Origin of the sequence: Streptomyces sparsogenes subsp. cuspidosporus, from assembly GCF_039532705.1 — a bacterium.
In the GTDB taxonomy this organism is placed as follows: Bacteria; Actinomycetota; Actinomycetes; order Streptomycetales; family Streptomycetaceae; genus Streptomyces; species Streptomyces sparsogenes.
This window is the reverse complement of record NZ_BAAASD010000010.1, coordinates 56,824-72,823: the sequence shown is the minus strand read 5'-3', so window position 1 is coordinate 72,823 and position 16,000 is coordinate 56,824. Positions and strand designations below refer to the sequence as shown.

Sequence of the window (16,000 nt, the reverse complement as noted above, 5' to 3'; positions counted from 1 at the left end):
GTTACCCCGGTGTCTCCTCCCCGCCTCCCTGCGGGGAGGAGACACCGGCGTCCCGCACAGTCAGCGGCGCGGTGGTATCGATCCGCAGCGCAGAGCCGTCATCCAGCCCAAGCACGACGGTCTGCCCGCAGTCCGACGCGGACCGCTCAGTGCCCACGCTCCGGACCACCTGCCACGCGTCTCGCACCCGCACGCACTGACCTGGACGGACCGCCACCGCAGCGATCTCGGTCCCGTCGCGTTCCGGCGCGAGGTGCGGGGCCTTCAGTTCTGCCCAGACCGTTTTACCGATCCCACAGGCGCGTTGCTCAAACCCCCAGCGATGAGCCAGCGCCTCCACCAGAAGCAGTCCACGTCCGCCTGTCTCGTCCTCGCAAGGCGCCCGCACCTCGGGTTTTCCTTCGCCAGCATCACTGACCTCCAGGCGCAGCAAGCCTTCTTCCGCCAGCCATGCGATCCGTACGCCCACCAGTCGGTCACGCGGTACACGCACCCGCAGCGCGTTGGTCACCAACTCGGAGAGGACTAACTCACCCGTCTCCCTCGCATCTTGCCCGACGCCCCACTCGCCCAGTGCGGCGTACAACAGGGCCCGCGCCCGTCCAACGCTGCTGCGACGACGGGACAGCCGGAAGGTGACTTCGTTCGGTGCAGCCATGTCGGCCCCCAGGAGGTCAAGTTCGCCCGGAATCCCAGGGCTGACAGCCTCAGGACGCCGATGTCCATACCCAGCAGAATGACAAGGCGCCACGCGAATCTGCAACGTTGCCAACCGGCATCATGCTAATCTTCCCTCTTCCGGGTTAATCTCAGCCCGCCGTCACCGCCGATTTGCTAGAGCTGTACACATGCCTGCGAAGAGCACCAGCCCGACCCCATCCACCGTTCTCGGCCGCCAGCTTGGGGATGAACTGAAGCGGTTGCGAGACGCGTCGGGCCTCACCACGGCCCAAGCCGCCGAGGCCCTCGACTGCACCAAGGGCAAGATCAGCCGCATCGAGAACGGACGGGTGGCGGTGCGGCTCCCGGATCTGACGGCGATGCTGCAGGCGTACGGCGTGACTGATGCCGGGGTGAGAGGGCGGCTGGCTGCGCTGGCGCGCAAGGCCAATCGCCGACGCAGGCAGGGTTGGTGGAACCAGTACGGCTCAGTCCTCGCCGACACCTACCGCGATTACATCGCCTTGGAGGCCATGGCCAGTTCCATCCGCACGTTTCAGGCTCAGCTCGTTCCCGGCCTGCTTCAGACCCCGGAGTACATCCGAGCTGTCACCGTTGCATCGCAGCAGTGGCAGACCGCAGACGAGATCGAAGCCTTCGTCCAGGTGCGTCTGGCTCGGCAGGAACGCCTTACTGGCGACACCCCTCTGCAAGTCTGGGCGGTTCTCTCAGAGGCCGTGCTTCTCCAACAGGTCGGCGGGGCTGAGGTGATGAAGGCACAGCTACAGCACCTACTGGACCTCTCCGAGAACAGCAACGTGACCATTCAGGTGCTGCCGTTCGCGCGGGGAGCACATGCGAGTATGTTCGGGCCGTACGTAGTGCTCGGTTTTCCCGAGGAGGGGGCACTCGACGTCGTGCTGGCGGACAACCCAACCGGCTCCACGTGGTTCGAGCAGGAGGCCGAGGTCGCCCGCTACCAAGACCTTTTCGGCGCTGCACGCACATCTGCGCTCTCTCCGATGGAGTCCCGTGCCATCATCCGTCGCAGGGCCAAGGAGCACAGAGCGTGAAGAGCGCCCACCACATAGCAGCGAACTCATCTAGCGCGAGATGGCGTAGGAGCACGTACAGCGGTGGCAACAATGAGTGCGTTGAGATCGCGGACAACCTCCCCGAACTCGTCCATGTCCGGGACAGCAAGCGCCCAGCCGGGCCCGTCATACGCGTCAATCGAGCGGCCTGGTCCGCATTCATCACACACCTGCGCTGAGCCAGCCCCCCACCCCATCCTCGTCGGTACAGCCCAGAGCCCGCACCATCCCGCCCGCAAGGGCCACCCACGGACGGAGGAACTCTGACTGATGGAGAAGGCAGACCTCTACGCGATCGACCCCGCCTCGCTCTCCTGGCAGAAGAGCAGCTTCACCGCCAACAACGGCCAGTGCTTCGAACTGGCCGCCCTTCCTGATGGAGGCGTAGCCGTCCGCGACTCCAAGAACCCCTCCAACCCCCACCTCTGCTTCACCTGCGGCGAGTGGAAGGCCTTCAAGGCCGGAATGGCCGCCGGCGACTTCGACAACCTGTAGTCGTCCATCCCGCCGCTCCCCCCAGTCGCATCCAGCTCACCGCGCACGCTCACCCTCTCCCATACGCAAACCATTACGATCGGGGGCGGGCCACAGCCGTCCGCGCGACGACTGACGACAACACACCGGGACCACATGGAATCAATCCGTGACCATCACGGCACCCGGCCAGGGGGGAGGACCCTGCTGTCCAGGCCCACGTAACAACAGGACGCAGGAACCAGGAGAAGCGAGACACAGATGGCCCCGAACGCCACCGGCACGGCCCCACTGCTCCGCGACGTGATCGACATCAAGCCGTCGATCTCGACCTCCGACTTCGTTCTGAAGCTCGCCGAGGCCGTCACCGAGGAGGGGGCGGCCCGCGCCCTCCGCGACTACGTCGTCACCGAGCGCCTCCTGGAGAACTTCGACGAGGCCCTCAGCCTCATCAAGGCATCCCTCGACGGCCACACCTCAAAGGCCGCCTATCTCCACGGCTCCTTCGGTTCCGGTAAGTCCCACTTCATGGCCGTGCTGCACGCCCTCCTCCGAGGCGACCCGGCCGTCCGCAGCCGCGGGGACTTCGACCCGGTGCTCGCCAAGCACGAGTGGCTGTCCACCGAGGGCAAGCGATTCCTCCTGGTCCCGTACCACATGCTCGGCGCGAAGTCCCTGGAGCAGCGCGTCCTCGGCGGATACGTCAGCCACGTCAAGGCCCTACACAAAGACGCCCCGACCCCGCAGGTCTACCGGACCGACGCCCTCTTCGAGGACATCCGCTCCCACCGCCGCCGCGTCGGCGACGAAACCTTCATCGCCGGCCTGGCCGACGCCCCCACCCCCGGGGCCACCGCCGACGACGAGGACGACGACGAGTGGGGCGAGCCGTTCGCCTGGACCCCGGAGCTTCTCGACACCGCTCTGGCCGCCGAGGAGCTGGACGGCGGCGAGGTGAACCTCAACCTCGTCAACCCCAGCACCCCGGCCGAGCTACGCGCGAAGCTGGTGCACGATGCCAGCGTCACCTGGTTCCCCGGGTTCGCCAGGAACGCCGCCGAGGACGAGCACGGCTTCATCTCCCTCGACGCCGGTCTGGCCGTCATCGCCGAGCACGCGAAGTCGCTCGGCTACGACGGACTGATCCTCTTCATGGACGAGCTGATCCTGTGGCTCGCCAACCGGATCCACGACCAGAAGTTCGTTTCCCGCGAGACCGACAAGATCACCAACTTCGTCGAGGGCGCCGACTCGCGCCGCGCCATCCCCATCGTTTCCTTCATCGCCCGCCAGCGCGACCTGCGGGAACTGGTCGGCGAGGAGACCTCCGGCGCGGCCGAGACCGCGATCCAGGACAGCCTGAACCTGGCCTCCGGCCGCTTCGACAAGATCACGCTGGAGGACCGCAACCTCCCCCAGATCGCCCACGCGCGCCTCCTGAAGCCCAAGGACGCGGAGGCCGCCGCCAAGCTGGACGCGGCCTTCGCGAAGATCAAGCGGGTCGGGCCGCAGATCTGGGACGTGCTGCTCGGCTCGGACGAGGCGACGACCGGGGCGGACGAGGAGTCGTTCCGGCTGACGTATCCCTTCTCCCCCGCCTTCATGGACACCCTGGTCCACATCTCCTCCGCCCTCCAGCGCTCCCGCACCGGCCTCAAGCTCATGGGCCAGTTGCTCGCCAACCACCGGGACGACGCGACGCTGGAGAACCTGATCCCCCTCGGCGACCTCTACCCGGTCATCGCCGACGGCGGCGACAAGCCCTTCGTGGACAGCCTTAAGGTCGAGTTCAAGGTCGCGGACAAGCTGTACCGGACCAAACTGCGGCCCCACCTCCTCGCGACGTACGAGATCACCGAGGAGGACATCGAGCGCTACCAGCACCGCCGCGAGACGATCACCGACCAGCAGCTCCTCGGCCGCTGCAGGGGCTTCGTCGGCGACAACCGACTGATGTGCACGCTGCTGCTGTCCGCCCTCGCCCCCGGTGTGCCCGCCCTCCGCGATCTCACCATCCGGCGGCTCGGCGCGCTGAACCACGGCTCGGTCCTCTCCCCCATCCCCGGGGCCGAGGTCGGCCTCATCCAGGCGAAGGTGGACGAGTGGGCCACGCGCTTCGTCGAGATCAAGGCGACCGGCACCAAGGCCAACCCGGGCGTACGCCTCGAACTGGCGGGGGTGGACGTCGACTCCGTCATCGCCAACGCCAACGTCAACAACAACCGTTCCAACCGGCGGGCCCTCGCCAAGCGGCTGCTCGCCAAGGAACTGGGTCTGGAAGTGCACGAGCGGCTGGGCTCGGACGAGCTGACGCTCGTCTGGCGCGGGTCGAACCGCACGGCCGAGGTCGTCATCGGGGATGTCAACGACCAGGAGAACATGGCCGACCATGAGTTCTCCCCGAGCCAGGACGGTCTGTGGCGGCTGGTGATCGACCTGCCGTACCACGAGAGCGAGCACGGTTCCGTCGAGGCGGTCAACCGCCTGCGCGGCCTGCGGGAGCAGTTCGGCACCGGGCCCCGGACCGTGGGCTGGATCCCCTCCTACCTGTCGGCCGCCCGGTACAAGGACTTCCAGAAGCTGGTCGTCATCGACTACGCGCTGGCCGATCAGCGTCGCTTCGACACCCACTACGCCCAGCACCTCAACGCCGACAACCGGGCACGGGCCAGGGTGCTCCTCGAAGAGCAGCGGGAGTCCCTGACCAAGGCGGTGAAGGCCGCCTTCAAGCAGGCGTACGGCTGCGCGGACAAGAAGGCGACCGATGTCGACGTGTCCTTCGACGACCACTTCGAGTCGCTGCGCGATGTTCCCGAGCTCAAGGTCTCCATCGGCCAGACGCTGGCCGACGGCGCCCGGCACATCGTGAAGAAGCTGCTGGCGCACCAGTTCCCCGCGCACCCCGACCTCGACCCCGAGGGCACCAACATCGCAGTGACGCCCGCCAACGCCCGTACGGTCTTCACCCACATCCGGACGGCGGCGGAGTCCGCCGAGCGACAGGTCGAGGTCCCCTCCAAGGACCGGGTGTGGATGCGGCGGATCGCCGCCCCGCTCGGGCTCGGCCAGCAGAAGGAGGTCTACTTCCGGCTCTCCAGCCGCTGGGTGGACCACTTCAACCTGCAGGCGCGCACCGACGGGGGCCCGGGCGACCTGAGCGTGGTGAAGCTCGCCGAGTGGATCGACCGGCCCGAGCCGATGGGCCTGGAGCCCTTCCTGGCCAACCTGGTCATCGCCTCCTACGCGGAGATGGACGACCGGGTATGGGTGCGCGCCGGCTCACTGCTCGACCCCGCGCCCGAGCTGTCGGCGATCAAGCCCCAGGACGCCCTGCGCTCCCAGCCGCTGCCGGAGGAATCCGTCTGGGAGGAGGCGGGACGCCGGTTCTGGGACATCTTCGGCGAGCAGCCCCCGAAGCTGCGCCGAGGCCGGCTGGTCAGCCACTTCGCCCGGCAGATCACGACCAAGGCCCGCGACTACAAGCCGCATGTGGACACCCTCGTCGAGGAGCTGGAGAAGCACGCGGGGCTGCTCGGCCTGGACGGAGCCGAGGAATCCGCGACGAGCAGGCTCACCCTCGCTCGTCGCTCACGTGACCTGCTGGCCCAGCTGTACGGCATCTCCCAGGGCTCGGTCGGGGGTACGGCGGCGGCCAAGCAGGTCATCACCGCCTTCGCCAGCTTCGACCTGGGAGAGGCGTCCCCCGGCCGCTACGGGGCCTCGATCAAGCAGGCGAAGGCCGTCGCGGACGCGCTGGTCGTTGCGGCCTGGGACATGCTGAAGCTCGCGCCCAACTACGGGCCCCATGGCGAGGCGGTGCTGGAGGAGCTGCGCGGCGCGGCACGTGCGGATCAGCACACGATGCGGCTCGAGGACGCGCTGCGGAACGCGCGGAAGTCCATCGTCGCCGTCATCGAGCGCAGCCAGGCGTCCGCCCGGCCGCAGCCGCCCGTGGCCACGCCCGCCCCCACGCCCCCGGCCGCCCAGCTCACCACGCCCGATGAGGTGAGTCTGAGCAGCGACACCGCCCGGCCGCCCGTGTCCACCAACCACCCGCTGCCCGGCCAGCGCGCGGTGCGCCGCTCGGGCGGCGGGCGGGCGAAGGCGTCCCAGGCGATCGCCCAGCTTCGGGCCGAGCTGGACGAACTGACGGCCACCGAGCCCGACGCGACCATCGAGATCACCTGGCGGGTCGTGGAATGAGCGGAATGAGGAGTGCGCGGTGACCACCAGCACGAGCGCGGTGACGACCACAAGCTCGGTGACGACCACGAGCGCGGTACGGCTCAACGCCGCCACCATCACCCAGTACCTGGCATCGCAGCGCGGTCTGACCCCGGACAAGCGCCGGGCCGTGCTGCTGCGCGCCGCGCCGACGTGGGACGGCCCGGCCGAGCTGACGTGGGGCGAACGGCGGCAGGCGTCCGTCGCCGTCGCGCCCTCGCCGCTCGCCGCGTACGAGCTGGTGCTGGCGCACCAGACGCCCTCGGCGTCAGGCCCCGACGTGCTGGTGGTCCTCACCGACCGGGAGGAGGCCGAACTCGGGCCGGATCTGCTGGCCAAGGTGCACCGGCACCGTGTCAACGCGGTGGACACCTGGGACGTCGTCCGGGAGACCTTCCGGGCGATCAGCACCGACCGTCGGCTGGTCCACGAGAACTGGGCCGCCGAGGCGCTGTTGGACGCCACCCCGCCGGGTGGCTGGCCTCACCTGCCGGGTGGTGTGCTGTCGCGGGACAAGGCACTCAGCGAACTCACGCTCCGCCGGCTCGGCATCGGCCGCTACGACCCGGACCGTGACCAGCACACCCCTTCGGCGAACAGCGACGCACTCGACATCCACACCCTGCTGAGGTGGTCGCTCGCGTCCGGCGGCCCGGACCGCTATCTGGCGCTGCGCGCGCCCGAGCGTGCCGGTATCCGGGAATTCCTCGGCGAGTCGGACCAGGCGGGGCAGGCAGGGCGGGCGCTGCTGGCCCTGGTCGAGGCCGAACACGGGCCGGATGCCGTTGCCTTCGGTCTTGTCTGCGCCTCGCTGTGGGGGCATGACGACGCGGCGGCGGGCGCGGAGAACTACCGGGCCCGAGGGCGCGCGGAGCGCTGGTTCGGGGAGGAGCCGCCCGCTCAGGAGCGGGCCCTCGACGCGCTGGTGGCAGCCTTCGGGCGGTCCTGCGAGGAATTCGTCACGGGGCTACTGCTGACCGGGCGGTCGGTCCAAGAAGAGTCGGCGGCGACCGCGCGCCGCCTCTCCGGTTCCGTACGCGACCGGGCGGCCACGCTTGCCCGACAGCTCGGGGCGGAGCAGGCCATCCGCAAGAGTCCCTTGCTGGACGCGGGTCTCGAGGCCCGCTTCACCGCCGTCGGGGAGGCGCTTGTGGCGGGCCAGCCCGCGCGGCTGGCGCAGGCGGTGAAGGCGCTGGAGGACCACCGGCTGGCCTCCGACCCCGCTGCCCGTCCCCGCATCGAGCGAACGCGCATGGCGCAGCGGCTCACCCAGTGGCTCGCCACGAAACCGACGGTGGGGAGTGAGCTGGAGAGCGAGAGTGTGCGGGCGGGCATCGGTCGGCATGTCGCGGACACCGGCTGGGTGGACCTGGCACTCGATCACATCGAGGCGGGTGGGGACCCGGACCCGACGCTGAAGTCGGCCTACGACGCCCTCGGCGATTCCGTGCGGGCCGTCCGCCGGGATATCGACCGGCATTTCGCCCGGTCGCTCGCCGCCTGGACGGCGGGCGGCAGGCCCCCGGAGGACATGCTGACGGTGGAGACCTTCCTGCCCAAGGTCGTCGCTCCCGTCGTGAAGGCGGGGAAGCGCCGGGTGCTGCTTCTCGTCCTCGACGGGATGAGCGCCGCCATCGCCGCCCAGCTCGGCGAGGAACTGCGCGACCACTGGGTGGAGTACGACCCGCTGCCCAAGGCGAAGGACACTCCGCGGCGCCGGGCGATGGCCGCCGCGCTGCCCACCGTCACGGCCGTGTCGCGGACCTCCCTGTTCGCCGCCCGGCTCATGAGGGGCACCCAGGCCGACGAGAGAAGGCTCTTCCCCGAGCACCGCTTCTGGGGTGAGGAGGAGGCCGCCGTCTTCCACAAGGACGACCTGCGCGGCGAGACCAGCGGCGCTCCCTTCGGCCCCGCGTTGCACGAGGCCCTGGTCAGTGACCGTACGCATGTCGCCGTGGTGCTCAACACCATCGACGACCGGCTCGCCACAGAGCAGAAGCTCGGTGACGGCGCCTGGCGGCTGGGCGAGATAGGAGGGCTCCTGGACCTCCTGCGTTTCGCCGCCACCCAAGGCCGGGCGGTGATTCTCACCAGCGATCACGGCCATGTCGTCGACAGGCACGGGGTGCGGGTCGACACCGACCCCGACCGGGTGGAATCGGCCCGGCACCGTGCGGTGGGGGGCCCGCTCGCGGATACGGAGATCCTGCTCTCGGGGCCGCGCGTGGCCGCCCCGGAGCCTGACGGCCGGATCGTGGCGCTCTGGGACGCCGACTCCCGCTACACCTCGCAGAAGGCCGGCTATCACGGTGGGGCCGCGTTGGCCGAGGTGGCCATCCCGGTGCTCGCTTTTCTCCCCTTCGGCGCCGAGCCGCCGAGCGGCTGGCGAGAACTGGGCAGCCAGCAGCCGCCGTGGTGGTCGCTCACCCCGGACGCTGTCGAGTCGGCACCCGCGCGGCCTGTCCCGGCCGCCGCGCCCACGAAGAAGCCGGCCGGCCGGGCCAAGAAGGAGGCCGAGCTGGCCAAGAGCCACGACTCGCTCTTCGACGTGGTGCTGGTCCCCGCGGAAGGGGACGACGCCCTGCTCTCCGCCAAGCCGGTCTCGCCGGACGAAGCGCTGGTCAGCGGCCTGATGTCCTCCGAAATCTTCGAGGCCCAGGTGGAGCTGCTCGCCCGCAGGCCCCGCCCGCCGGAGCTGGTTCGGGTGGAGAAGGCCGTACGGGCGCTGCTGGAGGCGGGAGGCACGCTCCCCGTGACGGCTCTCGCCCAGCGCATCGGGCTGCCCGCCACCAGGGCGGCCGACGGCTTCGCCGCCGTGCTGCGGCAGCTGCTCAACCACGACGGTGTGCAGGTCCTGGAGACCTTGCCGGACGGGCGGACGCTACGGCTGCACGCGGGTCTGCTGCGGGACCAGTTCGAGCTGGCGTAACCGGCCCCGCGGCGACCGGCGTCAGGTGAGCTGCCGGAGCAGCCCTACGAACTGGCGCAGTTCGTCGCTCAGCCGCTTGGACAGCGGTTCGGGATCGAAGTGCGCGATCATGTTACGGACCGCCCGCACCCGGTCGAGCTGGTGCACGAACTGGGTGCGATCCACCCCGGTCCACCCAAGGGCCTGCCAGTTCTGGTCGGCGAGGGGGCAAAGAGCCGGGTCCTGCTGGTGGCCGTCGAGGAGTTTCACATAGCCGTTGAACATCAAGTCGGTTATCTGACCGGTCTTCTTGCCCTTCCGCTGCACCGCGCGGATGTTGTCGGGCTCGAGGGCCGCCCCCAGGCACTTGCGGAGCCGGAACTCGATCTCTCCCACCACGAAGAAGGGCCATGCCGTCGCGTCGAAACGCTCGGTGATATCAGCGCCTGTGACGATTCCGGTGAACTGGCCGCTGTTGTCCCTCACGAGCACATAGCCGTACTCGCAGATGATCGGCAGGAGGGAGAAGAAGTCCTGACGGGGGCCGGCGATCGGCGGGTCGTCCACTAAGGCGTTGGCCAGGGTGATGGCTCTGTTGGTCTCATACATCTTGGCCACCGAGCTCCAGGTGACGACGCCGTGCAGAGTCGTCCTGCCGTCGATGACGGGCACCTGCGAGTAGTTCTTGGTGCGCATGAGATAGGTGGCTGTGGTGACCTGTGCGTTCGACGGCACGCAGTCGACCCCGCCGGACGCGGCCGGGAGATCCCCGATCCGGAAGGAGTGCGGAGGCAGTGCTCCGGGCGTCAGCCCATCCGTCTCCTCCTCTTCCTCCTGATCGTCCGGCTCCTCCTCCGAAGCCGCGACGGTTTCGATCGGCACGATGTGGACATCGGCCCGGCCGTTGCAGTTGGCGAAGTAGGGAACGGTGGAGAGGCCGGCGTCCTTCAGCGTCTCCGTGATGAACAGCACGGCCTGATCGCTTCGCACCCGTGTCCCGAAGAGCGCGAGGAGGTCTTTCACAGGGATTTTCTCGCCCTTGAGCGCACGAAGCTGTTCTTCGGACGGCGTCTGGGTCATCGCCACACTCACCAACCCGCCGTGTCACGGAAGACGGTGCGCTTGCCCATGGCGGTCTTCACGAGGTCGAGGAGCTGCCGGGCGCGGTTCTCGTAGAAGCGCTCGAAGTCCGCTTCATGCAGCGCCGCCGGATCGACGAGATGGGTGGCGAGGACATCGTCGAACCACTCGGGACGCATCCCCGACTCCAACGTGAGCGACTTGAGGTACACAGCGGGAGACCCCACGAGGCTCCGGCTCGCCCGATACGACAACGGCGTCTTGTTGACGATCGAGTTCGCCCTCGCGGCACTGCTGGGGGCATTCTTGGCAATCCACCCCTTGGGGAAGATCTGCCGTACGTCCACGTTGTGCTCGATCAGTCGGCCGGCGGTGAGGGGTGCCTCGGTGAAGTACCAGTCCACCGCGCCCTGCTTGACCAGCAGCGCGTAGATCCCCTTGTAGGCCGCGCTGTTGCGCGTGGTCAGGCTGTCCAGCCGGTCGTCCAGGAAGACCGCTTCGGTGACCGTGTCGGGGGTGGTCTCCCCTGGGTCCACGATCCAGCCGATGAGCTGTTCCACGTCGCGGGTGAACCGGCTCTCGGTCGATCCGCCGTACATCTCACCGAGCACACCGCACCAGTACCACTGAGCGATCCGCTCGCCCGCACCGGGAGTGTCCATCGCCTCGCCGAGGATGGCCCGGACAGCGGCCAGCGGCACGAGCTGGGTGCGGTACGGGAGGTCAGCTCCACGCACGATGCACTGCTGCTCCAGGAAGGCGCCCACCCATTTGAACGCTTCCGCCACCCGCGGTGCCAGGCGCCGGAAGTCCGCCAGCGGCAGGCCCAGCAGATCACGGCGCTTGCAGGACACCGAGCTGCGGAGCCTGGCCTCCTTCTCCTCCCAGGTGCGGACCAGGGCGACTGCCTGCAGGAAGTCGCTGCTGCTCAGGCCGTCCTCGACACCGGCCTCCATACGGCCGAACACCGGGTAGGAGGCGGTCAGGTCCTTCTTGATCTGCTCCCATTCGACCGGAAGGCGGTAGTAGTCACCGTGCTCCGCCATGTGCTCCTGGTTGCCCGCGTACGTGGCCGTCAGCAGTTCGAAGACGTTGAGCGACACGCCACCGGTGTTCACCCGCTCGAACACGGCGCACACGGCGTCCATGGTGGTGGACGCCGGGAGCTTGATCATCGGCACCTGGAACTGCTGCACATGGTTGAGGACGTGCTGCTGGAACTCGCTCCAGACACCCCAGTTCGCCGGATCGACCTTCACGAACTCCTGGAGCCACTGATTCACACGATGCGGGTCGAACGCGATGTGGAGCGGGAAGAAGCCGGCCGCACACTCCCGCTCGGTCGTGCTCAGGTCGAGCACGACCCTGCGGGCGAAGTCAGCCCTGAGAATCCGGTCCTCGGGGACGGAGACGATTGCGTCGTCACGATCCGCGGGCGCCCCGATGGCCTTGGCGATGTCGATGTAGTACCAGCGCTTGAGCGGCTTGTCGCGCCCGTCGACCGTCTCCACCGGAGCGTCCCGGTACAGCGCCTGGAAGAGGGAGGTCATACGCTGCTGCCCGTCGAGGAGCAGTAACTCGGGGACGGTGCCTTCCGCGCTCTCCGCGCCGCTGAGCGTGCGAGGCTTGAACTTGGGGGCGCCGCCGGTCTGCAGCGCCATCACGACGCCGAGCGGATAGTCGAGCGTCACCGTGGCGACCAGGGCCCTGATGCGTTCGTCATCCCATACCCATTCACGTTGGAAATCGGGTAGCTGCAGATCTCCGGATGCGACGTCTTTGAGAACATTGCCTAGATTGAGGCCGTCGAGCGCCACGCTGGGTCTTCTCCCGTATTGAAGCTGAACGGTGAACAGACGATTGCACCAAGTAGCCACTCGTGCGTCAAGTGCCGTAGCGGAGCGGTCAGAGGCGCCCGTCGCGGTGCGAGACTGGCGGGGTGAGTACAGACAGCCCCGACCGAACCGCCCCCGTCAGTGCGGCCCGGCGCCGTGATGTGATCGACGCCCTTCGACGGGGAGCCGTGCCCGAAAGCGGGCTCGACCTTCTGGCAACGGGCCTCGATCGGTTCGAGCAGGCCCTCGCCGCGGAACTCGACGCCGTCGCGTCGGGAGCGTCCGTCTTCAAGGCGGTTCGCGGCGAGTACGGTTCCGGCAAGACGTTCTTCACCCGGTGGCTGGGCGAACGCGCCAAGCGACGTCGTTTCGCGGTCGCGGAGATCCAGATCTCCGAGAACGAGACACCGCTGCACAAACTGGAGACCGTCTACCGTCGGCTCACCGAGCGGCTGACCACTCCTGGATTTCCGCCGAGCGCACTGCGCCCTGTGGTGGACGCGTGGTCCTACGCCTTGGAAGAGGACGCCCTCGCCGCCGGAGCCTCTGAGGAGGAGCTGCCCGACGAGGTCGAACGGCTGATGACGGCCCGGCTTGCCGAGGTCTCGCGACACGCTCCGTCGTTCGCCATGGCCCTACGGGGATACCGGGCCGCCCTCGCGGCCGGCGACGAGGTCACCGCGTCCGCGGTCATGGCCTGGCTCGGCGGGCAGCCACACGTGGCCGCCGCAGCCCGCAAGGCCGCCGGAGTGCGCGGTGATCTGGACCACTTCGGCGCCCTTGGTTTTCTCCAGGGCCTGCTGACCGTGCTGCGGGACTCCGGGCACGCGGGGCTCTTCGTCGTACTGGACGAGGTCGAGACACTGCAGCGGGTTCGCTCCGACGCACGTGACAAGGCCCTGAACGCGCTGCGCCAGCTCATTGACGAGGTGCATTCCGGGCGCTTCCCCGGCCTGTATCTGTTGATCACCGGGACGCCTGCTTTCTTTGACGGCCAGCAGGGCGTTCAGCGGCTTGCTCCCCTGGCCCAACGGCTGGCCACGGACTTCACCACAGATCCCCGTTTCGACAATCCGCGCGCGGTGCAGCTGCGGCTCTCCGGCTTCACCCTCGACTCGCTCATCGGCCTGGGGCTGACCATCCGCGATCTGTACGCCGGCGGCTCTTCGAACCCCGACCGCGTCAAGAGCGTCGCGGACGAAACGTACATCGCCGATCTCGCGAAGGCCGTGGGTGGAGCGCTCGGTGGAAAGGTGGGGGTCGCACCCCGGCTGTTCCTGAAGAAACTCGTCGGCGACGTTCTGGACCGTATCGATCAGTTCGAGGACTTCGACCCGCGGGCGCATTACGCGCTCACCGTGAACGCGGCGGAGCTGAGCGAGGTCGAACGCAACGCGGCGGCAGCAGCGACCGCCGATGACATCGCGCTGGACCTTCCATGACCGAGTCGTCAGAGTTGTCCGATCCGTTGGACCGACTGCACCGGGGCCTGGTCCATCACATCGTGAACTCGCTGGGCTGGCCCGGCTTGCGGCCCCTCCAGCAGGAAGCGATCGCACCGCTGATGGACGGTTCGGACGCCATCCTGCTCGCGCCCACCGCCGGCGGGAAGACAGAGGCGGCGTGCTTCCCCGTGCTGTCGCGGATGGCCGAGGAGAACTGGACCGGCACCTCTGTGCTCTACGTCTGTCCCCTCAAGGCACTGCTGAACAATCTGCTGCCCCGCCTTGAGACCTACACATCGTGGCTGGGACGCACCGCCGCGCTCTGGCACGGCGACGTCCCCCAGACCCGCCGCAAGCGCATCCTGCGCGAGCGGCCGGATGTGCTGCTGACCACTCCGGAATCCCTGGAAGCCATGCTGGTCAGCGCGAACGTGGACCACCGGGCGTTCTTCTCGGGGCTGCGCACCATCGTGGTCGACGAGGTTCACGCTTTCGCCGGTGACGATCGGGGCTGGCATCTGCTGGCGGTGTTGGAGCGGTTGGAGCGTGTGGCCGGTCGGCCGGTCCAGCGGGTCGGGCTCTCCGCGACGGTGGGGAACCCACAGGAGCTGCTGACGTGGCTGCAGGGCTCGGGGGCGGGCAAACGCACGGCGCGGGTCGTCGCTCCGCATCTGAGGGAGCAGGCTCCGGCTCTGCCTCCTCCCGGGGACATAGAGCTCGACTATGTGGGTTCCCTGGCCAATGCCGCGACGGTGATCGCCGCTCTGCACCGGGGAGAGAAGCGCCTGGTCTTCTGCGAGTCACGCGGGTACGTCGAGAAGCTCGGCGAGGCGCTGCGCGCGAAAGGGGTAACCACCTTTCTTTCGCACGCCTCGCTGTCCGTCGACGAGCGACGCCGGGCGGAAGAAGCCTTCGCCGAGGCCCGTGACTGCGTCATCGTCTCCACCAGCACGCTGGAGCTGGGTATCGATGTCGGTGACTTGGATCGGGTCATCCAGATCGATGCCCCCGCCACGGTCGCCTCGTTCCTGCAGCGTCTCGGCCGCACCGGGCGCCGACCCGGCTCACAGCGCAACTGCCTCTTCCTGGCGGTGGACGAAGCAGGCCTGCTGTCGGCGGCCGCCCTCCTCCTGCTGTGGTCTCGCGGCTGGGTGGAGCCGGTCGTCGCTCCGCCGGAGCCCCGTCACATCGCGGCCCAGCAGATCCTCGCCCTCTGCCTTCAGGAACACCGGGTCGGCGAACGCTTGTGGCGGGAGTGGTGGCATGGCCTCGGACCGTTCGGCGCTTCGGCGGAGCCGATCGTGCGCCATCTGATCGACGAAGGCTATCTGGATCTGGATGGTGGGCTGATGTTCATCGGTCCTGAGGCGGAACGGCGTTTTGGCTTTCGGCACTTCATGGACCTCACCGCGGTGTTCACCGCGGCACCCGAGTTCACCGTGCTCTCCGGCCGTACCCAGATCGGCACCACCGACCCGGCATTGCTCACCGACGAGGTCGTCGGACCGCGGCGCCTACTGCTTGCCGGGCGAAGTTGGCAGGTCACCTACATCGACTGGTCGCGGCGCCGCTGTTTCGTCGAGCCGGTAGACGGTGGCGGAAGGGCTCGCTGGGGCGGGGCCGGCCTCCTCCGAGCCGCCTCGTACGAGCTGATGCGAGCAGCGCGAGAAGTGCTGCTCGGCGCGACACCGCCGGTCACACTGACCCGGCGCGCCGAGGGTGCCCTCGCTCAGTCCCGTGAAGGAAGCGCGGAGGTGGTCCACCCAGGTGGCACGGTGATCGTCCGGGGCGGGCGTGATACGAACGTGCGCTGGTGGACTTGGGCCGGCTATCGGGCCAATGCCACCCTTGCTGCCACGCTCACGTCCGTTGCCGACCCTTTCCAGCGGCCCACGGACGCGTATGTGCGGCTGCGTGAGGACATCACCCCGCAGGAGTGGAAGAAGGCCGTTGCGGAGGGCGCGGAGCATCTGTGTCTTCCCGCTGTGGACCCACGTGCCCTGGCCGGACTGAAGTTCAGCGCGACTCTGCCACAGCGCCTGGCGGAAGCGACGCTCGCCTCCCGGCTGGCCGATCTCGAAGGAGCGGCCGCGTCGCTTCGCGAACCCAGCAGGTTCACGACGCGTCAGTCGCCCCCGAGCTAATACTCCAGTTGCGGCCTCAGCCGTCGCAGGAAGCGGCTCGGTCCTCCATGCCAGGAGATGGCGCGAGCAGGGGGTCCACGCCACGCGGCGGCTGCCCCACCACCGGATCCGGTTCCGGTCGTACGGGCGCGGCTTT

General features: G+C 68.6%; 10 protein-coding genes. 7 read left to right on the top strand and 3 right to left on the bottom strand.

Annotated elements, in window-relative coordinates; translation table 11 throughout:
- Nucleotide 1: 1 nt before the first annotated feature.
- Nucleotides 2-658, bottom strand: coding sequence for an ATP-binding protein (locus ABFY07_RS14935; protein ID WP_346174972.1), 657 nt, complete (start codon nt 656-658; stop codon nt 2-4).
- Between the two features lie 190 nt (nt 659-848).
- On the opposite strand from ABFY07_RS14935, the gene ABFY07_RS14930 reads away from it, so the two are divergent.
- From ABFY07_RS14930 to pglZ, 5 genes are all read left to right on the top strand, one after another.
- On the top strand, nt 849-1,733 hold the full coding sequence (locus ABFY07_RS14930; protein ID WP_346174971.1) for a helix-turn-helix domain-containing protein: 885 nt from the start codon (nt 849-851) through the stop codon (nt 1,731-1,733).
- Nucleotides 1,730-1,933, top strand: coding sequence for a DUF397 domain-containing protein (locus tag ABFY07_RS14925; protein WP_346174970.1), 204 nt, complete (start codon nt 1,730-1,732; stop codon nt 1,931-1,933). Before ABFY07_RS14930 ends, ABFY07_RS14925 begins: the two co-directional genes overlap by 4 nt.
- 91 nt (nt 1,934-2,024) lie before the next feature.
- Nucleotides 2,025-2,249, top strand: a complete 225-nt coding sequence (locus ABFY07_RS14920; protein WP_346174969.1) for a DUF397 domain-containing protein — start codon at nt 2,025-2,027, stop codon at nt 2,247-2,249.
- Between the two features lie 240 nt (nt 2,250-2,489).
- The gene (gene pglY / locus ABFY07_RS14915) at nt 2,490-6,431 is read left to right on the top strand and encodes a BREX-2 system ATPase PglY (RefSeq protein ID WP_346174968.1); all 3,942 of its coding nucleotides are present in this window, start codon (nt 2,490-2,492) and stop codon (nt 6,429-6,431) included.
- 19 nt (nt 6,432-6,450) lie between these two features.
- A complete protein-coding gene (pglZ, locus tag ABFY07_RS14910; RefSeq protein WP_346174967.1) occupies nt 6,451-9,381 on the top strand; it encodes a BREX-2 system phosphatase PglZ in 2,931 nt (976 codons plus the stop codon).
- A gap of 21 nt (nt 9,382-9,402) precedes the next feature.
- Here the strand turns inward: pglZ and ABFY07_RS14905 are convergent, their stop codons facing one another.
- Nucleotides 9,403-10,440 carry a CBS domain-containing protein gene (locus ABFY07_RS14905; RefSeq protein WP_346175060.1) on the bottom strand — a complete coding sequence of 346 codons (1,038 nt, stop codon included), beginning with the start codon at nt 10,438-10,440 and terminating at the stop codon, nt 9,403-9,405.
- 8 nt (nt 10,441-10,448) lie between these two features.
- Nucleotides 10,449-12,257 carry a GmrSD restriction endonuclease domain-containing protein gene (locus tag ABFY07_RS14900; protein WP_346174966.1) on the bottom strand — a complete coding sequence of 603 codons (1,809 nt, stop codon included), beginning with the start codon at nt 12,255-12,257 and terminating at the stop codon, nt 10,449-10,451.
- A 122-nt stretch (nt 12,258-12,379) separates the two neighbouring features.
- Between ABFY07_RS14900 and brxD the strand changes: the two genes are divergently transcribed.
- Together brxD and ABFY07_RS14890 are read left to right on the top strand one after the other, a co-directional pair.
- Nucleotides 12,380-13,717 (top strand): BREX system ATP-binding protein BrxD, encoded by a 1,338-nt coding sequence (gene brxD, locus ABFY07_RS14895; protein ID WP_346174965.1) that lies wholly within the window; start codon nt 12,380-12,382, stop codon nt 13,715-13,717.
- On the top strand, nt 13,714-15,864 hold the full coding sequence (locus ABFY07_RS14890) for a DEAD/DEAH box helicase (RefSeq protein ID WP_346174964.1): 2,151 nt from the start codon (nt 13,714-13,716) through the stop codon (nt 15,862-15,864). The genes brxD and ABFY07_RS14890 overlap by 4 nt, the downstream gene beginning before the upstream one ends.
- The last annotated feature ends 136 nt before the right edge of the window (nt 15,865-16,000 follow it).

Coding starts and splice junctions, on each gene's coding strand:
- pglY (WP_346174968.1), top strand. CDS start 2,490: ATGGCCCCGAACGCCACCGGCACGGCCCCACTGCTCCGCGACGTGATC.
- ABFY07_RS14930 (WP_346174971.1), top strand. CDS start 849: ATGCCTGCGAAGAGCACCAGCCCGACCCCATCCACCGTTCTCGGCCGC.
- ABFY07_RS14905 (WP_346175060.1), bottom strand. CDS start 10,440: ATGACCCAGACGCCGTCCGAAGAACAGCTTCGTGCGCTCAAGGGCGAG.
- ABFY07_RS14920 (WP_346174969.1), top strand. CDS start 2,025: ATGGAGAAGGCAGACCTCTACGCGATCGACCCCGCCTCGCTCTCCTGG.
- ABFY07_RS14935 (WP_346174972.1), bottom strand. CDS start 658: ATGGCTGCACCGAACGAAGTCACCTTCCGGCTGTCCCGTCGTCGCAGC.
- ABFY07_RS14890 (WP_346174964.1), top strand. CDS start 13,714: ATGACCGAGTCGTCAGAGTTGTCCGATCCGTTGGACCGACTGCACCGG.